This is a genomic window from Nocardia sp. NPDC050710, from assembly GCF_040654375.1.
Classification (GTDB): domain Bacteria; phylum Actinomycetota; class Actinomycetes; order Mycobacteriales; family Mycobacteriaceae; genus Nocardia.
In genome coordinates this window covers 1-20873 of sequence record NZ_JBFAHV010000008.1, presented here as the reverse complement: position 1 = coordinate 20873, position 20873 = coordinate 1, and the positions used below count along the sequence as shown (strand labels likewise).

The window sequence follows — 20873 nt, the reverse complement described above, 5'->3', positions numbered from 1 at the left end:
GTGAGGTGGCACGATCGAAATATGTGTGGACGATATGCGACGACCACGAATCCCGGCCGATTGGCGACCGAACTCGACGCGATCGATGAGACCGGCAGTGAAAGTGATTCGCGCGCCGATGGATTCGCCAATTATAACGTCGCACCGACCAACCGGGTGCTGACCGTGGTGGAACGGCACGACCGGAACCACCCGGACGACGATCCGGCCCTGCGGATCCGGCGCATGCGCTGGGGGCTTATCCCTGTCTGGACCAAGGCCGCCGAACCCGGGGTGCCGGTGAAGGGCAAACCGCTGTTCAATGCGCGCGCCGATAAGGCCGCCACCACTGCATCGTTCCGCGACGCGGTGAAATACCGGCGCTGTCTGGTACCGATGGACGGCTGGTACGAGTGGCTCGTCGAACCGGACGCGGTGGCGGGCGCCAAGGGCAAGGTCGCCAAACATCCGTACTACATGTCGAACGCGGACGGCTCCCGGCTGTATATGGCCGGCCTGTGGTCGGTCTGGCGGGACCGCGCGCAGCCGGAGAGCAGCCCGCTGCTGTCCTGCACCATCCTCACCACCGACGCGGTCGGCGATCTGACGAAGATCCACGACCGGATGCCGCTGCCCATGCCACGCGAATACTGGGATGCCTGGCTGGATCCGGATCATCCTGCCCCTGCCACGCTGCTGGAAACCCCGGCCCCGGAGGCGGTGGCGGCGATCGTGGCCCGGCCGGTGCCACCGCTGGTCAACAGCGTCAAGAACAACGGGCCCGAACTCCTCGCGACGGTGGACGGTCCGGATACCGAAAAGGCCGGGCAGATCAGCCTCCTGTGATCTCCCGGCCCTTCGGTCAGCGGCGGTTCAGAGCTTGCACTGCACCGCGTCCGTCGCGATATGCAGAATGCATTTGACGACACCGGACGACATGTCGATGGCCTTGGAGACGACTTCGCCGCCTACCTCCTCGGCCCTCTCCAGCCGCTCGTCCTTCTTCGGCTCGTCCGTGTTCGGCTTTTCCTTTTTCGGTGCGTCGTCGGCGCCCTTCCCGTCGAACGGGGAATCGACGTGGGTCACCGCCGGGCCACCCGGGGCGGCGGTGGCCGCGGGCGCGGTCACCACCGTCGGACCAAGGGCAAGGACGCTCGCCCCGGCCAGGGCGACGATCGCGGTACACAGACGTTGGTGCGGGGACATTTCGCATCACATCCTCGGGTCGGACCAATCGGACCTTGCTGAGATCGGTAACGCTGCGAATCAGTAACGCATAATCGGACCCCGCTCGGCATGCGTTCGCGCCGGATCGGTGATGTGTCGAGGCCGGCCGCATCGCCACGCATTCGGCCGCGAAGGCTATCGCCGATGGATCAGGCGGTTATGGGCGCGGTGACCGCCGTTGCCGCCCGGACCAGATCCGCCGGGGCCAATTCGATTTCCAGTCCGCGCTTACCCGCGCTGCACAGCACCCGATCCCAGTCCAGTGCCGAGGCGTCCACCACGGTCGGCAGCGGCTTGCGCTGACCGAGCGGAGAGATGCCGCCCAGCACATAACCGGTGCTGCGTTCGGCCTTCGCCTTATCGGCCATGCTCGCCTTCGGCGCACCCAGTGCGGCCGCGGCGGCCTTGAGCGACAACGTATTCGGTACCGGCAGTACGGCCACCGCGAGCGTGCCGGTGGACAATTCGATCACCAGGGTCTTGAAGATCTGCGCCGCCTCCACGCCCAACTCGGCGCCGAGCGCGTCGACCGCCTCGGCGCCATAGGAATCGCTGCGCGGGTCGTGGGTGTACGCGTGCACGCGATGGGCCACACCGGCCTTGGCCAGCGTGCGGATCGCGGGGGTCGAGGCGCCTGCCATGCGGGTCACCCTAGTTGCGTGGGCACCCCGACCCGCAATGGCATTTCATCGGTCCGCGGCGCGATGGGAACACAGCCGGGGCCGTACATGTTGCAAGCGATACACAGCGCACCGGACGAAGGAATTCGGACGACGTGCGTCCCGCGGATGGGAATAGCTCCCGGTACCGCGCGGAATATCAGGCCCGGATGACGTGAAGGAGATGTCGGTGCCCGTACTGCTCGACGAACGTCCGGTATGGACCGAAGCGCCTCGGCGGGGCCCTTCGTGGTTACGCTCCGCTACCGCCTCCGGGCTCGGCGCTCGCGCCGCGGAAGACACGCGATTGCCTTTCGATCTCGACTTGCCGGTAGATTTGGCAGGTACGCCGATCGAAGGGACAGGTGTGACGAGCGACGATGACGTGGTGACCGAGGGCACGGTCGGCGCCGCGCTCGACGATGACGCTGCGGCCGGTCGGGTGGCCGCATCGGTGGACGATGCCGAATTGGCGCGGCGGTTCGAGCGCGACGCGCTCCCGCTGCTCGACCAGCTCTACGGTGCCGCACTGCGCATGACCAGGAATCCGGCCGATGCCGAGGACCTCGTGCAGGAGACTTACGTCAAGGCGTTCCAGGGGTTCAAGTCCTTCAAGGAGGGCACCAACCTGCGGGCCTGGCTGTACCGCATCCTGACCAATACCTACATCAACTCCTACCGCAAGAAGCAGCGTCAGCCCGCGCAGTATCCGACCGACGAGATCACCGACTGGCAGCTCGCGGCCACCGCCGAGCACACCTCGACGGGTCTGCGTTCGGCCGAGGTCGAGGCGTTGGACGCGCTTCCGGACGACGACATCAAGGCCGCGTTGCAGGAACTGCCGGAGGAATTCCGGATGGCGGTCTACTACGCCGACGTCGAGGGTTTCCCATATAAGGAAATCGCCGACATCATGGGCACGCCCATCGGTACCGTGATGTCCCGGCTGCACCGCGGCCGCAAACAACTCAAGGGCTTGCTCGCCGATGTGGCGCGTGAGCGAGGGTTCAACCGGAGCGAACGCCAGGAGGTCAAGCAGTGAGCACGGAGCGGGACCCCGATATGGAGTTGGACTGCACCGCGGTACTCGCCGACGTGTGGCTGATGCTCGATGGCGAGTGCGATGACGCTACCCGCGCTCGGTTGCAGCACCACATGGATCACTGCTCGCCCTGTATCGAGGCCTACGGCATCGAGGAGAAGATCAAGGGGCTGCTCAGCCGCAAGTGCGGCGGTGACCGCGCGCCGGATTCGCTGCGGGACCGGTTGACGCTGGAGATCCGTAAATCCGTCACAGTGACCCGGATCGAGACGACCGAGGCCTGAGCCGGTAAATATTCCGAAAACAACTGAGCGGCCCGCTCTTCCGTGAGGAGGAGTGGGCCGCTCAGTTGTTCAAGCAGCGCTGTGGCTCAGGCGTTGGGCCGCTTGCCGTGGTTGGCCGCGCTTCCCTTGCGGCTGCGCTTCTTACGTCCGCGCTTACCCATAGGTTGTCTCCCTTCTGATTGAAGGCCATTGTTTCATGTGTGGTTGGCTGTACCTTCAGGCGGATACAGGCCGAACCGAGTGAATGGGGTGTCATGGCTGAGGAAGTACGCGCGGAGATGGTGTCGACCGTCCTGACCGTCGAGGTCACGGTGGGGGACAAGGTGCAGCTCGATCAGACGCTGGTGCTACTCGAATCCATGAAGATGGAGATCCCCGTGCTCACCGAGGTCGCGGGTGAGATCACCTCGATCGCGGTCGAGCCCGGCCAGGTGCTACAGCAGGGCGATCTGATCGCCGTGATCTCCTGAGCGAAGCGGCAGACCGAACGTGTCGACACTGAGTGAGCTACTGGCCGAACACACCGATCTACCCGGTGTCGCCGTGGACCATCTGCAGCGGGTGGTGGGCGATTGGCAGCTGCTCGCGGATCTGTCCTTCGCCGATCTGCTGCTGTGGGTCGGTGCCGGACCGATCACCGACGGTGCGGATATCGTGTGTGTCGCTCAGTGTCGTCCGACCACGGCGTCGACCGTGCACCTGGAGGACAAGGTCGGCACCACGGCCACGCAGGCCGATCATCCCCAGGTATTCGATGCGCTGACCACCGGCAAAATCGTCCGCGCGGACAGCGATGTCGAGGCGCAGGGCGTCTATCACCCGCATCCGGTGCACGCCATCCGCGAGGCCATCCCGGTGCGCTGCGGCGACGATGTGATCGCGGTGCTGAGCCGGGATACCGATATGCAGCGGTCCCGGGTGCGCAGCACCCTGGAAATCGCCTATGTGGCCTGCGCGGACGACCTGTGCCAGATGATCGCCGACGGCACCTTCCCGACGACGGAGGATCGTGCGGCCACCCACTCCAGTCCGCGCGCGGGTGACGGCTTCATCCGGCTCGATACCGAGGGCATCGTGGTCTACGCGAGTCCGAACGCGTTATCGGCCTATCACCGGATGGGTTTGCAGTCCGATCTGGCCGGACAGGATCTGGCGGTCACCACCCGCTCGCTGATCACCGATCCGTTCGATGCCCAGGAGGTCGTCGGCGATATCCAGGCCGCGCTGGCCGGCCGCACCGGACGCCGCATGGAGGTGGAGGCGCGCGGCGCGACGGTGCTGCTGCGCACCCTGGTGCTGCGTCCACACGGCGAACTCGCCGGGGCCGCGGTGCTGGTTCGCGATGTCACCGAGGTCAAGCGCAGGGACCGGGCGTTGCTCAGTAAGGACGCCACCATCCGGGAGATCCACCACCGGGTGAAGAACAACTTGCAGACCGTGGCCGCGCTGCTGCGGTTGCAGGCCCGCCGCACCGAGAACGAAGAGGCGCAAGTCGCGCTGACCGAATCGGTACGCCGCGTCACCTCGATCGCCTCGGTGCACGAAATGCTGTCGATGTCGGTGGACGAAGAGGTCGATCTCGACGAGGTGGTGGATCGGCTGCTGCCGATCATGGCCGATGTGGCCACCGTGCACACCACCCGGATCAAGGTGCGCAGGGCCGGTTCGCTCGGCGTCTTCTCGGCCGAACGCGCGACGCCGCTGGTGATGGTGCTGACCGAACTGGTGCAGAACGCCATCGAGCACGCCTTCGATTCGGGCGAAAACGGCACTGTGACAATCCGTTCCGAGCGTTCCGCGCGCTGGCTCGACGTCATCATCAGCGACGACGGCCGCGGCCTGCCGCCGGGCTTCAGCCTGGAGGCATCCGACCGCCTCGGCCTGCAGATCGTGCGCACCCTGGTCACCGCCGAACTCGGCGGGTCCATCGGCCTGCACCCGGGTGCAGACGTGGGCACCGACGCGGTGCTGCGCGTTCCGCTGGGCCGTCGCTCCGGTCGCTGAACGGCACACTTCACTTCACGCCCTCCTAGCCCCGTTCGGAGCGAGTTTTGCGAGCGACCGTTCGCGGCCGTCTCGCGTCCGAGTGGTCGAAGTGCATGCGACGCAGTCGCGAGTCTCGGCCGCTCGGACGCGAGACATCAAGGGCCGCGAACACGCAGCGCCGCAGGCGCTGCAAGTTGGATACAGCACAAAATAGCCCGGCACCTCGTGGGTGCCGGGCCGAAATGCGCTGCCGGGCCGGGCTGAAAGGTCCGGTAACGCCGATCGTCGAATCAGACGACGGTGCGGGTGCGAGTGCGCGCGTTGCGACGCTTGAGCGCCCGGCGCTCGTCCTCGCTCATACCACCCCACACGCCGGCATCCTGTCCGGACTTCAGGGCCCAGGAAAGGCAGTCGGCGGTAACGGGGCAGCGAGCGCAGACCAGCTTGGCATCGGCAATCTGCGCGAGCGCCGGACCACTGTTCCCCACCGGGAAGAACAGCTCGGGGTCCTCGTCGCGACAGATGGCCTTGTGGCGCCAGTCCATTCCTCTGCTCCTTTGCTGGGCGCCGCAAAAGGCGCCTACGGTTTGTGGATCGTTCACTTGTGCGACTTGAATGTTTCCGCACGGTTGCTTGTGAATGCTTTCACGAACACCGTAGATGTCAATAGGTCTGCGGCGCACCGTGGGGAAGCTCACGCTCTCAAGGTCCCCACATGGGGAACCTGCCCGGTCCTTTGTACTCGCTCTACCGGGTTTTCGCAGCACAACCACGAGGTTTTTCGCGGCGTTTCGCGCTTATTCGGGTCGTGGGGCAATGACCTCGAGCACGTTGGGGATGGAGGTGAAATCCACCACGTTGCGCTTCCCGATGAAATCGCCATCGATTTGCAGGCCGATGGGCTCGGCCGTCTCGATCCGCACCGAGGGTACGTCGTCTTCGCGAAATAAATTGCGCGACTTGGGATTTCCATTCGTGGCCAGGAGTTGGCGCGCGAGCAACAGTGTCGGTAGCACCGCCATGGACCGCATGGCAAACACGCCGAGGCCCGTCTCGAAGGTCGTCCCGGGGTTGGTGTGGACCGGGGTCGAGTTCAAGTACGTCCACGGACTGGCGTTCGTTACGAATGCGTAATGCACCCCGTCGACGGTTTCGTGCCCCGGAATCTCGATCCGAACGGCGGGCTCGTTGCCTTTCGCTCGGAAGAATTGTCGCACAGTTGTTCGAATATAACGGGCGGGTGTCGCGGTATGCCCCCTGGCGCGGCTGGCATCGATCGCCTCGCAGACATCGGCGTCCAATCCGACACCCGCGCTGAAGGTGAACCAGCGGTCATCGGCCAGGCCGAGGCCGATTTTACGATCGCGATTCAGCGTCAGCAGATCGATCAGCTGATTGGTGGCCGTCACCGGATCGGGCGAGATACCCAGCGCCCGCGCGAAGACATTCGCCGAACCGCCGGGAATCACCCCGAGTCGTGGCCGCCAGGCCTGGCCGTCGTCCACCTGCGGCAGCGGTAGGAAACCATTGATGGTCTCGTTCACCGTCCCATCGCCGCCGTGCACGACGATCAGATCCATTTCGTTGGTCGATGCCCACTGGGCCAATTCGGCCGCGTGGCCGCGATGCTGGGTGTGCGCAACGGTCAGCTGGGTCCGGCTCTCCAATGCGTGCGCCAGCAGATCCCGGGTCGCCGGCGTAGTCGAGGTGGCATTCGGATTCACGATCAGCAGCGTCCGCACAAACGCAGCCTAATGGGCGCGGTTGGGAGGATTCCGTGCGCACCGAGTGCGGACGAGGCGCCGCCCGATGGGCCGCGACGGCCGTCCGGCAAGCCGCTGACCGGTACCGCCCGGCGCGTGGTGTCCTCGTAGGCTTGGCGCGTGGCGGATAGCGGCAAGAGTAGTGAGGCTTCGGTGGTACCGGCGACCGTGCGCGGCGCGGGCGGGTTGGTCGCGCTGGAAGGTGCGGTGGCGGTCACCGTGGCCATCGTGCTGGTGGTGCGCGGATTGCTCGGGCACGACCAGACGGCGGCCAGCGGCTACGGCACCGCCGCCTGGTTCGGCATCCTCGGCGGCGCGGTGCTGGCAGCGGGTATCGGACTACTGCTCGGCCATCGCTGGGGGCGTGCCATCGCCACCATCGCACAGATCCTCTTGCTCCCGGTGACGTGGTCGTTGCTCACCGACTCGCATCAGCCGGTATACGGCGCACTGCTCGGTGTGGTGGTGGTCGCGGCCCTGGTGTTGCTGTTCGCGCCCGCGTCCAATCGCTGGATGGCGCAGGAGTACGGGGTCGAGCCGAACTGAGGCCGGGCGGCGCGATGACGCGCGGTCAGGATGTGCGGGCGGCGCGCAATGCCTCGCGGCACAGGTGATCGGCCCGTCGGGTGGTCTCCGGCTGGCGATAGTGCGGCGTGAGCGCGAGCACCTGGGCGCAGGCGGTATCGAGATCGATGAGATGGCCGACCGAGACGAAAACCGGCTTCACATCGGTTCTGGTGCGCAGCGCCCGTCCGACCACCTCGCCGTCGATGACGAGATCCGTCGCCGCGCCGCGTTCCCGGCCGGGTTCGGTATAGGCGCCCCACACCGTCTTGGCGACCCCGATGGTCGGGATACCGGCCAGGATTCCGACGTGGCAGGCCAGCCCGAAGCGCCGTGGATGTGCCAGCCCCTGACCGTCACAGATCAGTAGATCCGGTGTGGTGCTGAGCTTTTCGAGTACCGCGAGGGTGGTCGGGAGCTCACGGAAGGCGAGCAGGCCCGGCACGTACGGAAAGGTCGCGGTGCCGTGCGCGACCGCGGACTCGATCGTCTCCAGCGTGCCCGCATCGAGCACCACCGCCGCGGCGGCGACCACACCGGAGTCGTCGTAGGCCGAGTCGAGTCCGGCCACGGTGCGGAAATCCGCGGGCCGCGGATCGGTCGGGTCGACCAAGGGGCGCAGTTCGTCCTGCACCGCCATCGCCGCGTCCGCATCGACGGGCCAGGCCGCCGGTGTGGTTACCTTCATCGGTTGTCCCCCTGGGTATTCCGCGTCAGGATGCCTCGTTGGCCAGCTTGGTGAGTTCGCCGCCCGCGAGCCGGTAGCCGACCCACTCGTCCTGTTCGACCGCGCCCAGGGACCGATAGAAGTCGATGGACGGGGTGTTCCAGGTGAGCACCGACCAGGCGACGCGGCTGTAGCCGTTGTCGACGGCTTCCTTGGCGAGCGCGGCCAGCAGCGCCTTGCCGTAGCCCTTGCCGCGGGTCTCCGGCTTGACGTACAGATCCTCCAGATAGATGCCGTGCACGCCGTCCCAGGTGGAGAAGTTGAGGAACCAGATGGCGCAGCCGGCGATTCCGGTCTCGTCCTCCACGACGTGCGCGAAAAGCGCGGGCGCCGAACCGAACAGCGCCGTATGCAACTGTGCGTGGGTGAGAGTGCATTCGTCGCGCGCCTTTTCGTACTCCGCGAGGTCGTAGACCAGGTCGACGAGTGCGGGGACGTCGGCTTCGGTCGCACGGCGGATCTGGGCGTGGTCGGGGGGTGTCACTGAACGACTCCATTCGATGCGGGAACCAGGTTGTGCGCCAAGATGGTTCGAGCGTCGTGCTCGTAACCGAGTACCGTGGTCGCGGCGGTCGACATGGCGAAGCGGCGCCCCTCGCGCACGTCGAACTCGGCCCAGCGGGCGATCAGGACCCGGGAGAAGTGGCCGTGTCCGACCAGCACCACGTCGCGGTCCGCCAGCACCGGGTCGACGGAGGTGAGTACCCGATCGGCGCGGTCGCGCACCTGCGCCGCCGATTCGCCGCCGGGCACCTCGCCGGTGAAGATGGTCCAGCCCGGGGCGGTCTCGCGGATCTGCGGGGTGGTGAGCCCCTCGTAGTCGCCGTAGTCCCATTCGACCAGATCGTCGTCGATCTCGACGCCGGTGAGCCCGGCCAGCTCCGCGGTGCGCACCGCGCGCTGCCGCGGGCTGGTGAGCACCAGCGGATCCCGCAGCCGCAGTTCGGCGAGCAGCGGCCCGGCGGCCCTGGCCTGCGCCTCGCCCCGCTCGGTGAGCGGCAGATCGGTGCGGCCGGTGTGACGATGTTGGCTGGACCAGGACGTTTCACCGTGGCGGAGCACAACCAACCGGGCATCGTCGAATGCGGACATGTCCTCCATCATGGCGATTCGGGTTCCGGACCCCGTGACGCGGGGTTCCACCGCCCCGCTCAGCTCCGCCGGTCGAACTCGAGTACCACCAGCGGCAGCGGGCGCGAGACCTTGGCCTGGTACTTCGCCAGCGCCGGGTTGTGCTCGCGCACCCAGCTCGCGAACTCCGCGTATTCGGCGCCCGCCAGTGCCTTCGCGGTGGCATGGAAGGTGTCGGCGCCGAGTTCGACGGTGACCCGCGGTTGCGCTTTCACATTGTGGAACCAGGCCGGATATTTGTCCTCGATCAACGAGCTGACGTACAGCGTGTCACCACGGCGGAGCAGGCCGAGCGGAACCACGTGCCGCTTACCGCTCCTGGCCCCGACGGTGCCGAGCAGGATCAGCTCGCCGCCCTCGTAGGCGCCGCCGACCTTGCCGCCGTTGTCGCGGAATTCCTGGATGACGCCGTTGTTCCACTGTGCGATCTCGGCCTCGGTGTACTCCCGATTCCATGGGGCGTCGTCATCGTCGGTGACGGAGTCGGTCTGTGATCGCGCTGTGCCCGATTCGGATTCGCTCATGCCGACAGTGTGCGGTGTCCCACCGACAGGAATCGCCGGTGCGCCGTTCAGCCCAGGGCGTAGAGGTCGGTGCCGCGCCGTTCCAGCACGGTGGTGCCGAGTACGGCGAGGGAGATGGGGGAGTTGTCGTAGCCGGGGCGGTCGACCGGGATGCGGGTCAGCTCGGCGCCGGTACCGGAGTCGAGTGCGGTGATGCCCTCGGCGACCGGCATGAGCACCCGACCGGCCATCATGGCGGGACTGCCGAGTGCGTTGGGCGCGGCCCAGAGCGGGTCGAAAGTGCTGCCGTTCAAGGCGATCAGGCTGTTGCCGGTGAACAGGTAATACGTCGAACCCAGCTTGGTGGTCGTGGCCTTATCGCTCAGCGGCGCGGAAAGCTGGTGTACCACAATCGGATTCCCGCTCGCGTCGTAGACGGCTAGTCGCGGTGGCGTGGATTCGGCTCCGGCCGTTGCGGTTCCGCCCGGCAGGTACAGCACGATCCGGCCGTCGGAGACGGCGATCACCCGGGCGTCCGGTGAATCGGCGCCCACACCCGTGAGCACGTGCGAACCGTACTCCTCGGGCACCGTATTGTCCTTCGGCGCGGGGTTGAGCACGGTCAGCCGGTCGGCGGGATCGTCCGCGCAGCGTTCCAGTACCGCGAGGCGGGACGGACTGGAACCCGACGAGAGCAGATCGCAGCCCGCGCGCGGCTGGGTCTTCACATTCACCGGCGCGTCCACGTAGCCGTACTCGAGGGTCCGCACCAGATCCGAGCGCCACACTTCCAGCCGCTCCGGGCCCTGTGCCAGCGCGTAGGTGCCGTCGACGGACAGATGCAGCCTGGAATCCATATAGCTGCTGCGGGCCGTACGCCGTTCCCCGGTATCCCCCGCCAGCAGGGTGGCCTGGCTGCACCCGCGCTGATCCCGGTACACCGCGATCACCATGCCGAATTGCGACTCCACCCCGCACAGCGGCATATCGCGCCGATACCGCCACAGTTGCGCGCCGGTGCGCGGATCGCGCCCGGTGACGGTGCCGTCATGGCCGGTGACCACCACGCCGCTCGAGGTCAGCGCCCGAGCCGCCGCGCCGTCCGAGGCGTGCCACAGTTCGCGCAGCGTGGTGGGCAATTGATCGGCGGTGGGCGGCGCCGACACGGGGGTCGGCGCCGTCACCGATTCGGTTCCGGTCGCATCGCCGCGCGCCCACACCACCAGGGCCGCGACCACCACGAGCACGGCGATCGCGACTGCGGAGATGATGTCGGCGCGCGTTCGCCGCTCGGGTGCGAGCACGATTGCGAGAGTAGCGGATCCGCCGAATTATGCCGAAGCGGTCGCTGCCGAGGCCGCGACGACGTCGGCCGCCGCGCCCTCCTCGTCGGCCTTGCGACGGCGTCGCCGACGCGGCTGCTCGGTGGCCTCCGCATCGGAGGTGTCGCCGCCCGCGGGCGTGTCGGTGGCCGCTGCCGCCTCGGCGGTCTTGCGGGTGCGACGCCGCTTGACGGGTGCCTCGGCGGCCTCCGCGGAGGCGCCGTTGCTCTCGACGGCGGCGTTGCCCTCGACGGTATCGGCGGCCGCCGCGGTCTTGCGGGTGCGACGGCGGACCGGCTTCTCGACCACCTCCGAATCGCCGCTCGAGGCGGCGGTGTCGGTCGTGCCCTCGGCGGTGTCGGCGGCTGCCGCGGTCTTGCGGGTGCGGCGGCGGACCGGCTTCTCGGTCACCTCCGCGGTCTCGGCGACCACGGTGGTCTCGGCAACGACGGTGGGTTCGACGGTGTCGCTCGTGACGGTGGCCTCGGCCTCGGCGGTCGCGGTGGCGGCTTCGGCCTTGCCGGTCGCTACGGCTTCGACGGTGCCGTTCACAGCGGCAGGTTCGACGGTGCCGTTCGAGACGGCGCCCTCCGCATCGGCGTTCACGACGACAGCCGTCTCGCTGCCGTCCTCGCCCGCGGGCCTGCGCCGCCGGCGCCGACGGCGAGCGGGCTGGTCGGCGGTGTCGTCCCCGGCCTCGGCGGACTCGCCACCGTCGGCGGCGGTCGAGACCTCCCCGGTGCCGGTGTCCGCGACAGTCTCCGCGTCCGCACCCGAACGGCGACGGCGGCGCCGACGGCGGGGCTGACCGCCCTCCTCCGGCTCACCCTCGGTGCTCGGCGCGGCATCGCTCTCGGTGCCGGTGGTCTCGACCGCGTCGATCGGTTGACCGGCCCGGGTCCGCCTCCGATTGCGCTTGCGGGGTGCGCGGGCCGGTCGCTCGACGACCTCCGCGTCCTCGTCGCGGACCGGCTTGGCCTTGCGCACCGTGCCGGTCGCACCCTCCGGGATACCCAGATCCGAAAACAGGTGCGGCGACCGCGAATACGTTTCGACCGGGTCCGGGATACCGAGGCCGAGCGCCTTGTCGATACCCGCCCAGCGGTTCAGCTCGTCCCAGTCGATCAGCGTGACCGCGACGCCGGTACGCCCGGCCCGTCCGGTGCGGCCGATCCGGTGTACGTAGGTCTTCTCGTCCTCGGGGCACTGGTAATTGATGACGTGGGTGACGTCATCGATATCGATACCGCGGGCCGCCACGTCGGTGGCGACCAGCACATCGATCACGCCCTTACGGAATTTGGTCAGCGCCTTCTCGCGCGCGATCTGGCCGAGGTCACCGTGTACCGCGCCCACCGCGAAACCGCGGTCGGCCAATTCGTCGGCGACCTTCTGCGCGGTCCGCTTGGTCCGGGTGAAGATCATGGTGGCGCCCCGGCCTTCGGCCTGCAGCACCTTGGCGATGAGCTCGCTCTTGTCGAGCGCGTGCGCCCGATATACGAACTGCGCCGTGCGGTCGTGCACGGCGGAGTCGTGCGGCTCCTCGGCCCGGATATGCGTCGGGCGGGTGAGGAAAGTGCGGGCCAGGGTGATGATCGGGCCCGGCATGGTGGCCGAGAACAGCATGGTCTGACGCTTGTCGGGGACCATATTCAGGATGCGCTCGATATCCGGAAGGAAGCCGAGGTCCAGCATCTCGTCGGCCTCGTCCAGAACGAGTACGCCGATCTTGCCGAGAATCAGGTGGCTCTGGTTGGCGAGGTCCAGTAGTCGCCCCGGCGTCCCGACCACGACATCGACGCCCGCGCGCAGCGCGGCGATCTGGGAATCGTAGGGACGGCCACCGTAGATCGAGGCCACCTTCAGCGGTCCCTGGTGGTTGGTCAGGTACTTGCTCGCGTTCTCCAGATCCTGGGTGACCTGGATGCACAGCTCGCGGGTCGGCACGATCACCAGGGCGCGCGGCGTGCCGTCCAGCGGTGTGGTGCCGGTGTCGGCGGTCGCGATACGGTGCAGCAGCGGCACACCGAAACCGAAAGTCTTGCCCATACCGGTGCGGGCCTGACCGATGAGATCTTCGCCGGCCAATGCCAGCGGCAGGGTCAGTTCCTGAATCGCGAATGTGCGTTCGATGCCGATCTCGCCGAGTGCGCGCACGATTTCATCGCGAACCCCCAATTCGGCGAATGTCGGAGCGGTGTGTGTGTCATCCAGTTCTGCGGTCAACAGGGTGTCCGTCAGGCCTGGTTCCTGTTCGACAGTGATCTTGCTCAGGTTCGTGCCTTCCTCGTAATCGCGTCACGCGCGCACGAGGCGTGGGGCGGACCGGTCGGTCCACGATGACCACGTATCCGCCTGTGATACTCACCCGCGGCCACTGCCGGACGTCACCAGGGTGCCGTCGATACAGCAGCTACCTGGGACATCGGCGCGGCGCAACGGTGATGCGGATCTGGTGCGCGCACATTTTCCCGGACATCGGAAACCCTGGCTCGGGCCGTCTCGGGCCGGAAATGGCGTAGATCCGGCAACTCCGGTCGAGCGAAATCTTCCGTTGTCCGCAGTGATTGTAGCGTGATATTGTGCACGGCTCGAATTGCCGCCGTCGCAATTCCCGGACAAAACTCCGGTTTCCTCCGCCGCATCCGCGACGTACGCTGCGCGACATGGCAATTCATCCTGCGCGTCGAATCTGGACGACCCTCGAACCGCTCCACGATGTCGTCTATTTCGGCACCGGGATCAAGGAGGCGGGTGTCGCCGTCGGACTGCGTGGTTTCTGGCAGACCTACTTCGCATTCCGTGCGGCTCCGTTGGGGGCGGTCGGTCCCGGCGCGGTGACGGCGGTATTCGCCGGATTCCACCCGGGGATGGTCGGCCGAGCGTTGCCCGATGCGTGGTCGCGGACCTCGCCGCAGCGCTGCCTCGAGGCCAGGCTTACCTTCTCGACGGGGTTGTTGCGCGCCGGCGGCGCCTCCGATGCCGGGTGTGCCCGCGCGGTCGAATTGCTGCGACCGGCGCTGAACGCCGCCGACCCGACCGGTAGGCCGTTGTTCGCGGCCAATGCCGAGGCGCCCCTCGACGCGGATCCGGTGGCCGCGCTGTGGCAGGTCGCCACCACATTGCGCGAACATCGTGGTGATGGACATGTGGCCGCGCTGGTGGCGCACGGCGTGAGCGGCGCGCAGGCGCTGGTGTTGCAGGTCGCCGCGGGCAAGGTGACCGAATCGGTTTTGCGTCCGGCCCGCGGCTGGTCGGAGGACGAATGGGCGGACACCGTCGACCACTTGCGTGAGCGTGATTTGGTGCGCGGGGAGCCGACCGGTCCGACGCTGACGGACAGCGGTGCGCAGCTGTTGGAACGTGTGGAAGCCGATACCGATGACGCGGCCTGGCGCGGGGCGCTGGCCGCACTCTCCGGCGATGCCGTGCGCGAGCTGCACGCCACGCTGGCGACGGTGGCGCAGACCATGCGGGAGACGGTGGTGCCGCCGAATAATCCGGTCACGATGGGCGCGGACGCGACGGGCAAGCAATAGCCGCACACCGGACTTGCCTGTAACCGCCGGTAACTAAATATGAGAGATTCTTGATCGTGAGTCTTGCCGACACCGTCACCATCGCTGCCCGCAACGCCTGGGCCCTCACCTTCGGCTCGGGCGTCGAAGCGCCGGATCCCACCCCGGCGACGGTGCTGTGGGATGAACCGCACCGGCAGCTGCGCCGCTTCGAAGGTTCCGAATCCGGTACCGCCGCAACCGAATCGGCCGTGCTGCTGGTGCCACCGCTGGCCGCGCCCGCCACCTGCTTCGACCTGCGTCCCGATCAGAGCCTGGCCCGCTACCTACTCGAGACCGGGCGCGCGCCCTACGTCGTCGACTACGGCGAGATCACCTTCGGCGACCGCCGGATGGGCTTCGAGGACTGGATCGACGACATCCTGCCGGAGGCGATTCTGCGCGCCTCCTCCGATCGCGGTGGTCAGCCGGTCGACCTGGTCGGCTGGTCTATCGGCGGCACCCTGGCGCTGCTCACCGCGGCGGCGCACGCGCATCTGCCGATCCGGTCCGTCACCGCGGTCGGCGCCCCGCTCGACTACGACAAGATGACCGGCATCCCGCAGCTGCGCGCGGTCGCCAAGTTGACCGGCGGCATCGCCACCTCGACCGCGGTGCGCGCGGCGGGTGGCATCCCGGCCCGGCTCACCCGGATCGCCTACCGGGTCACCGCCTGGGACCGCGAACTCACCCGTCCCTGGTTCGTGGCGAGCAATATCGCGCGCACCGAAACCCTGGCCCGGATGGAATCCATCGACCGCTTCATAGCCGATATGCCCGGCTACCCGGGCCGCTTCTACGGTCAGCTGTGGGGCCGCCTGATCCTGAACAACGACATCGGCCGCGGCGTCGTGCGGCTCGGCGACCGGCGCATCGCACTCGCCGACGTCGCCGCGCATGTGCTGCTCGTCGGCGGTCCCACCGATGTGATCACCCCGGCGGCCGCCGTCGAGGCGGGCATCCGCACCCTCACCGGCGCCGCCTCGGTCCGCTACGAAACCGCGCCGGGCAGCCACCTCGGCATCCTCACCGGCGAGACCGCCCGCGACACGACATGGACTTATCTCGACGAGTTCCTCGCCGAACTGCCCTAGTTCGGCGACACGTTGCCGGGAATGTGCGGGTAGGAAAGGCTCGGTTCCACATCCAGGACTAGGCTGTGAACACATGGGAGCACAGTCATCTGCCGCGCTGGGTGTTTCGTCGACGCTAGGTGTTTCGTCGTCCGACTCGGCGAACATCGCCGCAGACCATCCCGGTGTCACCGATCTGTTCGCGGTTCTCGCCTACGGTGAGATCTCCGCGTTCTATCGGCTGGCCGAGGAGGCCAAGCTGTCCCCGACGCTGCGCGGCAAGGTCGCCGTCGCCAAGATGGCCGCCGCCGAGATGGCGCATTTCAAGACGCTGGAGTTGGCGCTGGCTCAGCGCGGCGCCGACATCTTCGACGCGATGGCGCCGTTCGTGCGCGCCCTGGACGCCTACCACACCTCCACCGACCCCTCGACCTGGCTCGAGTCGATGGTGAAGTTCCACGTCGGCGACGGCATCGCCGCGGACTTCTACACCGAGATCGCGGGCGCGCTCGACCCGGAGGTGGCGGCCGTGGTTCGCGACGTGCTCGCCGAGACCAGTCATTCCGAGTTCGTCGTGGAGGAGGTGCGTCGCGCGGTGGCGACCAGCCGTTCCGAGCGCGACCGGCTCACCCTGTGGGGCAGGCGGCTGCTGGGCGAGGCGATCACCCAGGCGCAGTACGTGATGGCGCAACGCGACGAACTCACCGACCTGGTCCTCACCGCCACCGGCGACCTCAACGGCATCGCCACGCTGTTCGAGCGCATGCAGGCCAGCCACGCCCAGCGCATGGCGGTCCTCGGCCTGTAATGCCGACGCCACGGGCTCGGATCTGGTTGAGCCCGTGGATTACTCGTTGACGGCGCGGTTCGGTACCAGGCGCAGGCCGGGCGCGTGGGCGGCGGTCTTATCCGTCAGCCAGATCATGACGCTCTGATCCCGGTCGGCGTCCAGGGTCTCGAACGGGATATCGACATGGCCGTGGTCGGGATGGTCGAAGAGCAGTACGCCGGAACGGTGGTCACCGAGGTGATGCGGCTTCCAACGTTGGGCGAACTCCGGGCTGCGGTGCAGCGCGTCGATCATCTCGTGCAGCGAATCATCGGCGGGCCAGCGGATCTTGGCGCGATTCAGTACGGCGGTGAACGCGTCGGCGGCCGCGGACCAATTGCGCAGCACCCGGCGCGCCACCGGATCCATGAAGATGTACCAGGCCAGATTCGGCTGCGCGTGCTCGTCGAGCAGGCCGAGCGGTGTGACGAAATCGGCCCAGGCCGGATTCCAGCCGAGCACGTTGAGGCGGCGGCCGATCACGAAGGCGGGAGTCGGCTGTAGTGCCCGCAAGATGGTCTGCATCGACTCGGCGAGCTGTTCCTGCGGGGATTCGGAGCCGGGGCAGCGGGATTGGTTGCCCGACGCCAGCGCCAGCATGGTGAAGTGGTGCCGAGGCGCGCCGGTGAGCAGCAGGGCATCGGCGAGCGCGTCGATCACCGCCACCGACGGATTGGTATCGCGCCCTTGCTCCAACCGGGCCAGATAATCGGCGCTGACCCCGGCCCGCACGGCGACCTCCTCGCGGCGCAGCCCCGGCGTGCGGCGCCGCCCGCCCGCGGGCATGCCCACATCGGCGGGCCGCAGTTCAGCGCGGCGGGCCACCAGGAATTCCGCGAAGCCGTTTCGGTCCATATGCCCCATCGTGCCCTGTCCTGGGACGCTTAGCCGCGCCCTGTCGGGTCCAGGATAACGGCGGTCTGGCTATCCGATGATCGTGGCGCGATCGTCGAAGACATGACACAAGCCTCCGAATCCACCACCGCCACCCAGACCCTCGTACCCGGCTCCTGGGCACTCGACGCGGCGCACTCCTCCGTCGCCTTCACCATCCGCCACCTCGGCATCTCCAAGGTCCGCGGCGGCTTCACCCGCTTCGAGACCGAGTTCGTGGTCGACGAATCCGGCGCCGCCACCCTCGGCGCGACCATCTACCTCGACTCGTTCGACACCGGGAACCCCGACCGCGACAACCACATTCGCACCGCCGACTTCCTCGATGTCGCCAACCGCCCGACACTCACCTTCCGCGCACTGGAGCCGGTGCGGGTCGGCGAGTCCTTCGTGGTCGAGGGCGAGGCCACGCTCGGCGCAGTCACCAAGCCCGTCACCCTCGACGTCGAGTGGGGCGGTGTGCAGGACTTCGGCCCGACCGGCGACCGGCACGCGGGCTTCTCCGCGACCGGCACCATCAAGCGCACCGATTTCGGCGTCGGCGGCCCGATGCCGGGCATGCTGAGCGACGCCGTCAAGATCGAACTCGAGATCCAGCTCATCGAGCCGAAGTAGCACGTTCGCTGACAGCGCAGGCGGCCGTCTGCCGCGGTGACCTCGCGCTGCACTAGCCTTGGATTCGACAGCACAGGACTCTAGGTTCGGAGGTTGGCCGTGGAGGTCAAGATCGGTATTTCGGATAGCCCGCGGGAGCTCGTGATCAACAGCTCGCAGACCCCGGACGAGGTCGAGGCGCTGGTCTCCGGTGCGCTGGCCGGTGAGGGTGGCGTCGTGTCGCTGACCGACGAGAAGGGCCGCAAGTTCCTGATCCAGGCCGCCAAGGTCGCCTATGTCGAAATCGGCACCCCGGCCAGCGGCCGCGTCGGCTTCGCCGCCGTCTAGCCCCCGAATCGATCGAGCCCCCGGTATCCGATGATCGGATACCGGGGGCTCGGTTGTCTGTGCTTCAGGAACCCAGGGTGCGCGGCATGCCGTCGATGGGGTGCAGCGGCACATGCGACAGACCGCCCCAGGCGAGTGCGACGGTGGTATCGACAGCCTCGTCCTTCGGGATCGGCCGGTCCGCCTCCAGCCAGTAGCGGGCGGTGAACTGGCTGGCCCCGACCAGACCGACGGCGAGGATACGCGCCCGGTACGGATCCAGACCCGAGTCGTGCGCGACCAGATCGAAGACCGCGTCGACGCACGCCTCGGTGGCCTGCTCGACCCGGCGCTGCACCTGCGGCTCGCTGGTCAGGTCGGACTCGAAGACCAGCCGGAAGCCCTGCATTTCATTGTCGACGAAGTCGAAGTAGGCCGCGACCGCGGCGCGCACGCGCTGGCGGTTGTCGGTGGTCGAGCGCAGCGCCTGCCGCACGCTGGACACCAGCATGTCGACGTAGTTCTGCAACACCGCCAAGTACAGTTCGAGCTTGCTGGTGAAGTGCTGATAGAGCACAGGCTTGCTCACTCCGGCGCACTGTGAGATCTCGTCCATACCCGCGGCGTGGTAACCGCGTAGGACGAACACCTCGCTGGCCGCATGGAGTAGCTGTTGACGCCGTTCGTCACGCGGAAGCCGGGTACCGCGCTTCGTCGGTACCATGGCCTCGGACGACGATCTACGGGACGTCATCCGGTCCACGAGGTCAGTCATTTCGGCTCTCCCAGTCGATTCCCCGGCAAAAGGGGTTGTGCACCGGGTATCCCATGAACGATACCCGGTCGTAGCTCATATGCGGATCGGGGATCCGTATGTGGTCCACTCGGTGAGATATCTCCCAGCGGATCCACCGTGGTGTGTTCGACTCTTCAGTCTGGCGCACTCGCGGAACTCGGGTATTGCCACCTGTGAGAGTCTGGTGTGCGTGATCCCCCGCGTTTACCTCTTCAGGTACACGGTTCCGGCTCCCCGGTTGTGTCCGGCGGCGGGCGCGATGCCCACCGCCTCGCTCGCTCCGTCGTCCTCGGTTCCGTAGTGTCGGAACCCGTGGCAAGATCCGGCCCCAATTCTCGTGCAAGCGCGTCGTCCCGCGCGGGTGCGGCGCCGGGATCCGGTGCCGCACGTCCGAAGGGACGCCAACCACGTTCCGATCCCGACGGCCGTTCGATCGCGCGAACCGGAGACGGCGCGCACCCCGGCTCCCTCGCATCGCGTCGCGACAAGAACGGCGTCGAGATCTACGACCCGCTCGGCCTGTATAGCCCGCCGAACCGCTCCCACCAGCCATTGCGTGCCCGCTGGGATCCGACCGCTCCGGACGAGAGCAGATCCCGGTCCCCGAGACCGGACCGGGATGTGAAGAAACAGAGCGCGCTGGGCCGGTTCATCTCCACCTATGGCTGGCGCGCCTACGCGCTACCGGTGCTGTTCGTGGTCACCGTGCTGGTGATCGTGGACGCGGTGAACGGGGGACCGGAGAATCTGGGCACCACAGGATCGCCCGGCTTCGGCAGACTCAGCCCGCGTGCGGCCTCCGCGGGAATCATCGGCGCACCGCCCGGTGACGGACATTTCCCGGCCGATCTACCCACCGGGGCGCTACCCGAGGGCGGCCCGTTCACCGAGATCGGCGCGGGCACCTGGCATGTGGTCCCCGGGGCCACGGCGGAGGTCGGCGCGGGCGCGGAATTCCACTTCAGCTACACCGTCGAGATCGAGGACGGGATCGACACCTCGGGCTTCGGCGGCGACGTCTCGGTGGCCAAGATGGTGGACAGCACCCTGTCCAACCCCAAGAGCTGGTCGCATGACAAGAAGTTCGCGTTCCGGCGGATCGACCAGGGCCAGCCCGACTTCCGCATCTCCCTCACCTCCCGCGAATCCACCCGCAAGGCGTGTGGTTTCGATATCCCGATCGACTCGTCGTGCTTCAACGCCGACCGGCGCCGGGTGGTGTTGTCCGAGGTGCGATGGGTGCGCGGCGCGCTGGCCTACGAGGGCGATATCGGTTCGTATCGGCAATATCAGATCAACCACGAGGTGGGCCACGCCATCGGCTACCACCAGCATCAGCCGTGCGAGACCGACGGGGGACTGGCTCCGATCATGATGCAGCAGACCTTCGGCACCAAGAACAACGACATCGCCGTCCTCGACCCCGACGGTGTGGTCCCGATGGACGGCAAGCACTGTCGCTTCAACCCTTGGCCGTACCCGCGGGGGTGAGCTGTGTTGTTGGCCGCGCGGGCGCGGCGGGTTCGCGGCCCTGGATGTCTCGCGTCCGAGCGGCCGAGATTCGCGACTTCGTCACATGTGCGGGTGGGACGGGGTGTTGCGTTCGCGTTAGCGGT

At 67.6% G+C, this 20873-nt stretch carries 23 protein-coding genes and 1 pseudogene; 12 read left to right on the top strand and 12 right to left on the bottom strand.

Going from position 1 to position 20873, the window contains the following annotated elements; translation table 11 throughout:
• Positions 1-21 precede the first annotated feature (21 nt).
• Positions 22-825, top strand: coding sequence for an SOS response-associated peptidase (locus AB0H61_RS16350; protein ID WP_357304608.1), 804 nt, complete (start codon positions 22-24; stop codon positions 823-825).
• 27 nt (positions 826-852) lie between these two features.
• On the opposite strand, the gene AB0H61_RS16345 is transcribed toward AB0H61_RS16350, so the two are convergent.
• Together AB0H61_RS16345 and ybaK are read right to left on the bottom strand one after the other, a co-directional pair.
• Positions 853-1185, bottom strand: coding sequence for a hypothetical protein (locus AB0H61_RS16345; RefSeq protein WP_357304606.1), 333 nt, complete (start codon positions 1183-1185; stop codon positions 853-855).
• A gap of 170 nt (positions 1186-1355) precedes the next feature.
• Positions 1356-1847 (bottom strand): Cys-tRNA(Pro) deacylase, encoded by a 492-nt coding sequence (gene ybaK, locus AB0H61_RS16340; RefSeq protein WP_357304603.1) that lies wholly within the window; start codon positions 1845-1847, stop codon positions 1356-1358.
• 460 nt (positions 1848-2307) lie between these two features.
• Here ybaK and AB0H61_RS16335 point away from each other — a divergent pair, with 460 nt between their 5' ends.
• From AB0H61_RS16335 to AB0H61_RS16320, 4 genes are all read left to right on the top strand, one after another.
• Entirely contained in the window at positions 2308-2907 is a 600-nt protein-coding gene (locus AB0H61_RS16335; protein WP_357305182.1) for a sigma-70 family RNA polymerase sigma factor, read from the top strand.
• A gap of 20 nt (positions 2908-2927) precedes the next feature.
• A complete protein-coding gene (rsrA, locus tag AB0H61_RS16330; RefSeq protein ID WP_357305179.1) occupies positions 2928-3191 on the top strand; it encodes a mycothiol system anti-sigma-R factor in 264 nt (87 codons plus the stop codon).
• A gap of 254 nt (positions 3192-3445) precedes the next feature.
• Positions 3446-3661, top strand: a complete 216-nt coding sequence (locus AB0H61_RS16325; protein WP_357304600.1) for a biotin/lipoyl-binding carrier protein — start codon at positions 3446-3448, stop codon at positions 3659-3661.
• A gap of 19 nt (positions 3662-3680) precedes the next feature.
• On the top strand, positions 3681-5195 hold the full coding sequence (locus AB0H61_RS16320) for a histidine kinase N-terminal domain-containing protein (protein WP_357304597.1): 1515 nt from the start codon (positions 3681-3683) through the stop codon (positions 5193-5195).
• 272 nt (positions 5196-5467) lie between these two features.
• On the opposite strand, the gene AB0H61_RS16315 is transcribed toward AB0H61_RS16320, so the two are convergent.
• Positions 5468-5722, bottom strand: a complete 255-nt coding sequence (locus AB0H61_RS16315; RefSeq protein ID WP_011211115.1) for a WhiB family transcriptional regulator — start codon at positions 5720-5722, stop codon at positions 5468-5470.
• 252 nt (positions 5723-5974) lie between these two features.
• Positions 5975-6919, bottom strand: a complete 945-nt coding sequence (locus AB0H61_RS16310; RefSeq protein ID WP_357304594.1) for a diacylglycerol kinase family protein — start codon at positions 6917-6919, stop codon at positions 5975-5977.
• A gap of 141 nt (positions 6920-7060) precedes the next feature.
• Here AB0H61_RS16310 and AB0H61_RS16305 point away from each other — a divergent pair, with 141 nt between their 5' ends.
• Positions 7061-7486 carry a hypothetical protein gene (locus tag AB0H61_RS16305; RefSeq protein WP_357304591.1) on the top strand — a complete coding sequence of 142 codons (426 nt, stop codon included), beginning with the start codon at positions 7061-7063 and terminating at the stop codon, positions 7484-7486.
• Positions 7487-7511: 25 nt separating this feature from the next.
• On the opposite strand, the gene AB0H61_RS16300 is transcribed toward AB0H61_RS16305, so the two are convergent.
• The 6 genes and pseudogenes from AB0H61_RS16300 to AB0H61_RS16275 form a co-directional block, all read right to left on the bottom strand.
• A complete protein-coding gene (locus tag AB0H61_RS16300; RefSeq protein WP_357304589.1) occupies positions 7512-8192 on the bottom strand; it encodes an endonuclease V in 681 nt (226 codons plus the stop codon).
• Between the two features lie 25 nt (positions 8193-8217).
• A complete protein-coding gene (locus tag AB0H61_RS16295) occupies positions 8218-8715 on the bottom strand; it encodes a GNAT family N-acetyltransferase (RefSeq protein WP_357304586.1) in 498 nt (165 codons plus the stop codon).
• Positions 8712-9323 carry an acid phosphatase gene (locus AB0H61_RS16290; protein ID WP_357304585.1) on the bottom strand — a complete coding sequence of 204 codons (612 nt, stop codon included), beginning with the start codon at positions 9321-9323 and terminating at the stop codon, positions 8712-8714. The genes AB0H61_RS16295 and AB0H61_RS16290 overlap by 4 nt, the downstream gene beginning before the upstream one ends.
• A gap of 59 nt (positions 9324-9382) precedes the next feature.
• Positions 9383-9886, bottom strand: a complete 504-nt coding sequence (locus AB0H61_RS16285) for a nitroreductase/quinone reductase family protein (protein WP_357304582.1) — start codon at positions 9884-9886, stop codon at positions 9383-9385.
• A gap of 47 nt (positions 9887-9933) precedes the next feature.
• On the bottom strand, positions 9934-11169 hold the full coding sequence (locus AB0H61_RS16280; protein ID WP_357304579.1) for a hypothetical protein: 1236 nt from the start codon (positions 11167-11169) through the stop codon (positions 9934-9936).
• Between the two features lie 765 nt (positions 11170-11934).
• Positions 11935-13428: pseudogene (locus AB0H61_RS16275) on the bottom strand (DEAD/DEAH box helicase); the annotation flags it as partial.
• Positions 13429-13853: 425 nt separating this feature from the next.
• Here AB0H61_RS16275 and AB0H61_RS16270 point away from each other — a divergent pair.
• The 3 genes from AB0H61_RS16270 to AB0H61_RS16260 all read left to right on the top strand — a co-directional run bounded on the left by AB0H61_RS16270 (position 13854) and on the right by AB0H61_RS16260 (position 16625).
• Positions 13854-14726 (top strand): hypothetical protein, encoded by an 873-nt coding sequence (locus AB0H61_RS16270; protein ID WP_357304577.1) that lies wholly within the window; start codon positions 13854-13856, stop codon positions 14724-14726.
• A 56-nt stretch (positions 14727-14782) separates the two neighbouring features.
• A complete protein-coding gene (locus AB0H61_RS16265) occupies positions 14783-15838 on the top strand; it encodes an alpha/beta fold hydrolase (protein ID WP_357304574.1) in 1056 nt (351 codons plus the stop codon).
• A gap of 73 nt (positions 15839-15911) precedes the next feature.
• On the top strand, positions 15912-16625 hold the full coding sequence (locus AB0H61_RS16260) for a ferritin-like fold-containing protein (protein WP_357304572.1): 714 nt from the start codon (positions 15912-15914) through the stop codon (positions 16623-16625).
• 39 nt (positions 16626-16664) lie between these two features.
• Here AB0H61_RS16260 and AB0H61_RS16255 read toward each other — a convergent pair whose 3' ends face one another.
• Positions 16665-17501 carry a helix-turn-helix transcriptional regulator gene (locus AB0H61_RS16255; RefSeq protein ID WP_357304571.1) on the bottom strand — a complete coding sequence of 279 codons (837 nt, stop codon included), beginning with the start codon at positions 17499-17501 and terminating at the stop codon, positions 16665-16667.
• A 102-nt stretch (positions 17502-17603) separates the two neighbouring features.
• Between AB0H61_RS16255 and AB0H61_RS16250 the strand changes: the two genes are divergently transcribed.
• Together AB0H61_RS16250 and AB0H61_RS16245 are read left to right on the top strand one after the other, a co-directional pair.
• Complete coding sequence (locus tag AB0H61_RS16250) at positions 17604-18155, top strand: YceI family protein (RefSeq protein WP_357304569.1); 552 nt, start codon at positions 17604-17606, stop codon at positions 18153-18155.
• Positions 18156-18254: 99 nt separating this feature from the next.
• The gene (locus AB0H61_RS16245) at positions 18255-18482 is read left to right on the top strand and encodes a DUF3107 domain-containing protein (RefSeq protein ID WP_357304566.1); all 228 of its coding nucleotides are present in this window, start codon (positions 18255-18257) and stop codon (positions 18480-18482) included.
• A 64-nt stretch (positions 18483-18546) separates the two neighbouring features.
• On the opposite strand, the gene AB0H61_RS16240 is transcribed toward AB0H61_RS16245, so the two are convergent.
• Positions 18547-19236: a TetR/AcrR family transcriptional regulator gene (locus AB0H61_RS16240; RefSeq protein WP_357304563.1), complete on the bottom strand. Its 690-nt coding sequence runs from the start codon at positions 19234-19236 to the stop codon at positions 18547-18549.
• 522 nt (positions 19237-19758) lie between these two features.
• On the opposite strand from AB0H61_RS16240, the gene AB0H61_RS16235 reads away from it, so the two are divergent.
• Positions 19759-20748: a DUF3152 domain-containing protein gene (locus AB0H61_RS16235; RefSeq protein WP_357305177.1), complete on the top strand. Its 990-nt coding sequence runs from the start codon at positions 19759-19761 to the stop codon at positions 20746-20748.
• Positions 20749-20873: the final 125 nt, after the last annotated feature.

Coding starts and splice junctions, on each gene's coding strand:
- AB0H61_RS16250 (WP_357304569.1), top strand. CDS start 17,604: ATGACACAAGCCTCCGAATCCACCACCGCCACCCAGACCCTCGTACCC.
- AB0H61_RS16345 (WP_357304606.1), bottom strand. CDS start 1,185: ATGTCCCCGCACCAACGTCTGTGTACCGCGATCGTCGCCCTGGCCGGG.
- AB0H61_RS16350 (WP_357304608.1), top strand. CDS start 22: ATGTGTGGACGATATGCGACGACCACGAATCCCGGCCGATTGGCGACC.
- AB0H61_RS16325 (WP_357304600.1), top strand. CDS start 3,446: ATGGCTGAGGAAGTACGCGCGGAGATGGTGTCGACCGTCCTGACCGTC.
- AB0H61_RS16240 (WP_357304563.1), bottom strand. CDS start 19,236: ATGACTGACCTCGTGGACCGGATGACGTCCCGTAGATCGTCGTCCGAG.
- AB0H61_RS16300 (WP_357304589.1), bottom strand. CDS start 8,192: ATGAAGGTAACCACACCGGCGGCCTGGCCCGTCGATGCGGACGCGGCG.
- AB0H61_RS16290 (WP_357304585.1), bottom strand. CDS start 9,323: ATGTCCGCATTCGACGATGCCCGGTTGGTTGTGCTCCGCCACGGTGAA.
- AB0H61_RS16255 (WP_357304571.1), bottom strand. CDS start 17,501: ATGGACCGAAACGGCTTCGCGGAATTCCTGGTGGCCCGCCGCGCTGAA.
- AB0H61_RS16315 (WP_011211115.1), bottom strand. CDS start 5,722: ATGGACTGGCGCCACAAGGCCATCTGTCGCGACGAGGACCCCGAGCTG.
- AB0H61_RS16285 (WP_357304582.1), bottom strand. CDS start 9,886: ATGAGCGAATCCGAATCGGGCACAGCGCGATCACAGACCGACTCCGTC.
- ybaK (WP_357304603.1), bottom strand. CDS start 1,847: ATGGCAGGCGCCTCGACCCCCGCGATCCGCACGCTGGCCAAGGCCGGT.
- AB0H61_RS16270 (WP_357304577.1), top strand. CDS start 13,854: ATGGCAATTCATCCTGCGCGTCGAATCTGGACGACCCTCGAACCGCTC.
- AB0H61_RS16260 (WP_357304572.1), top strand. CDS start 15,912: ATGGGAGCACAGTCATCTGCCGCGCTGGGTGTTTCGTCGACGCTAGGT.
- rsrA (WP_357305179.1), top strand. CDS start 2,928: ATGGAGTTGGACTGCACCGCGGTACTCGCCGACGTGTGGCTGATGCTC.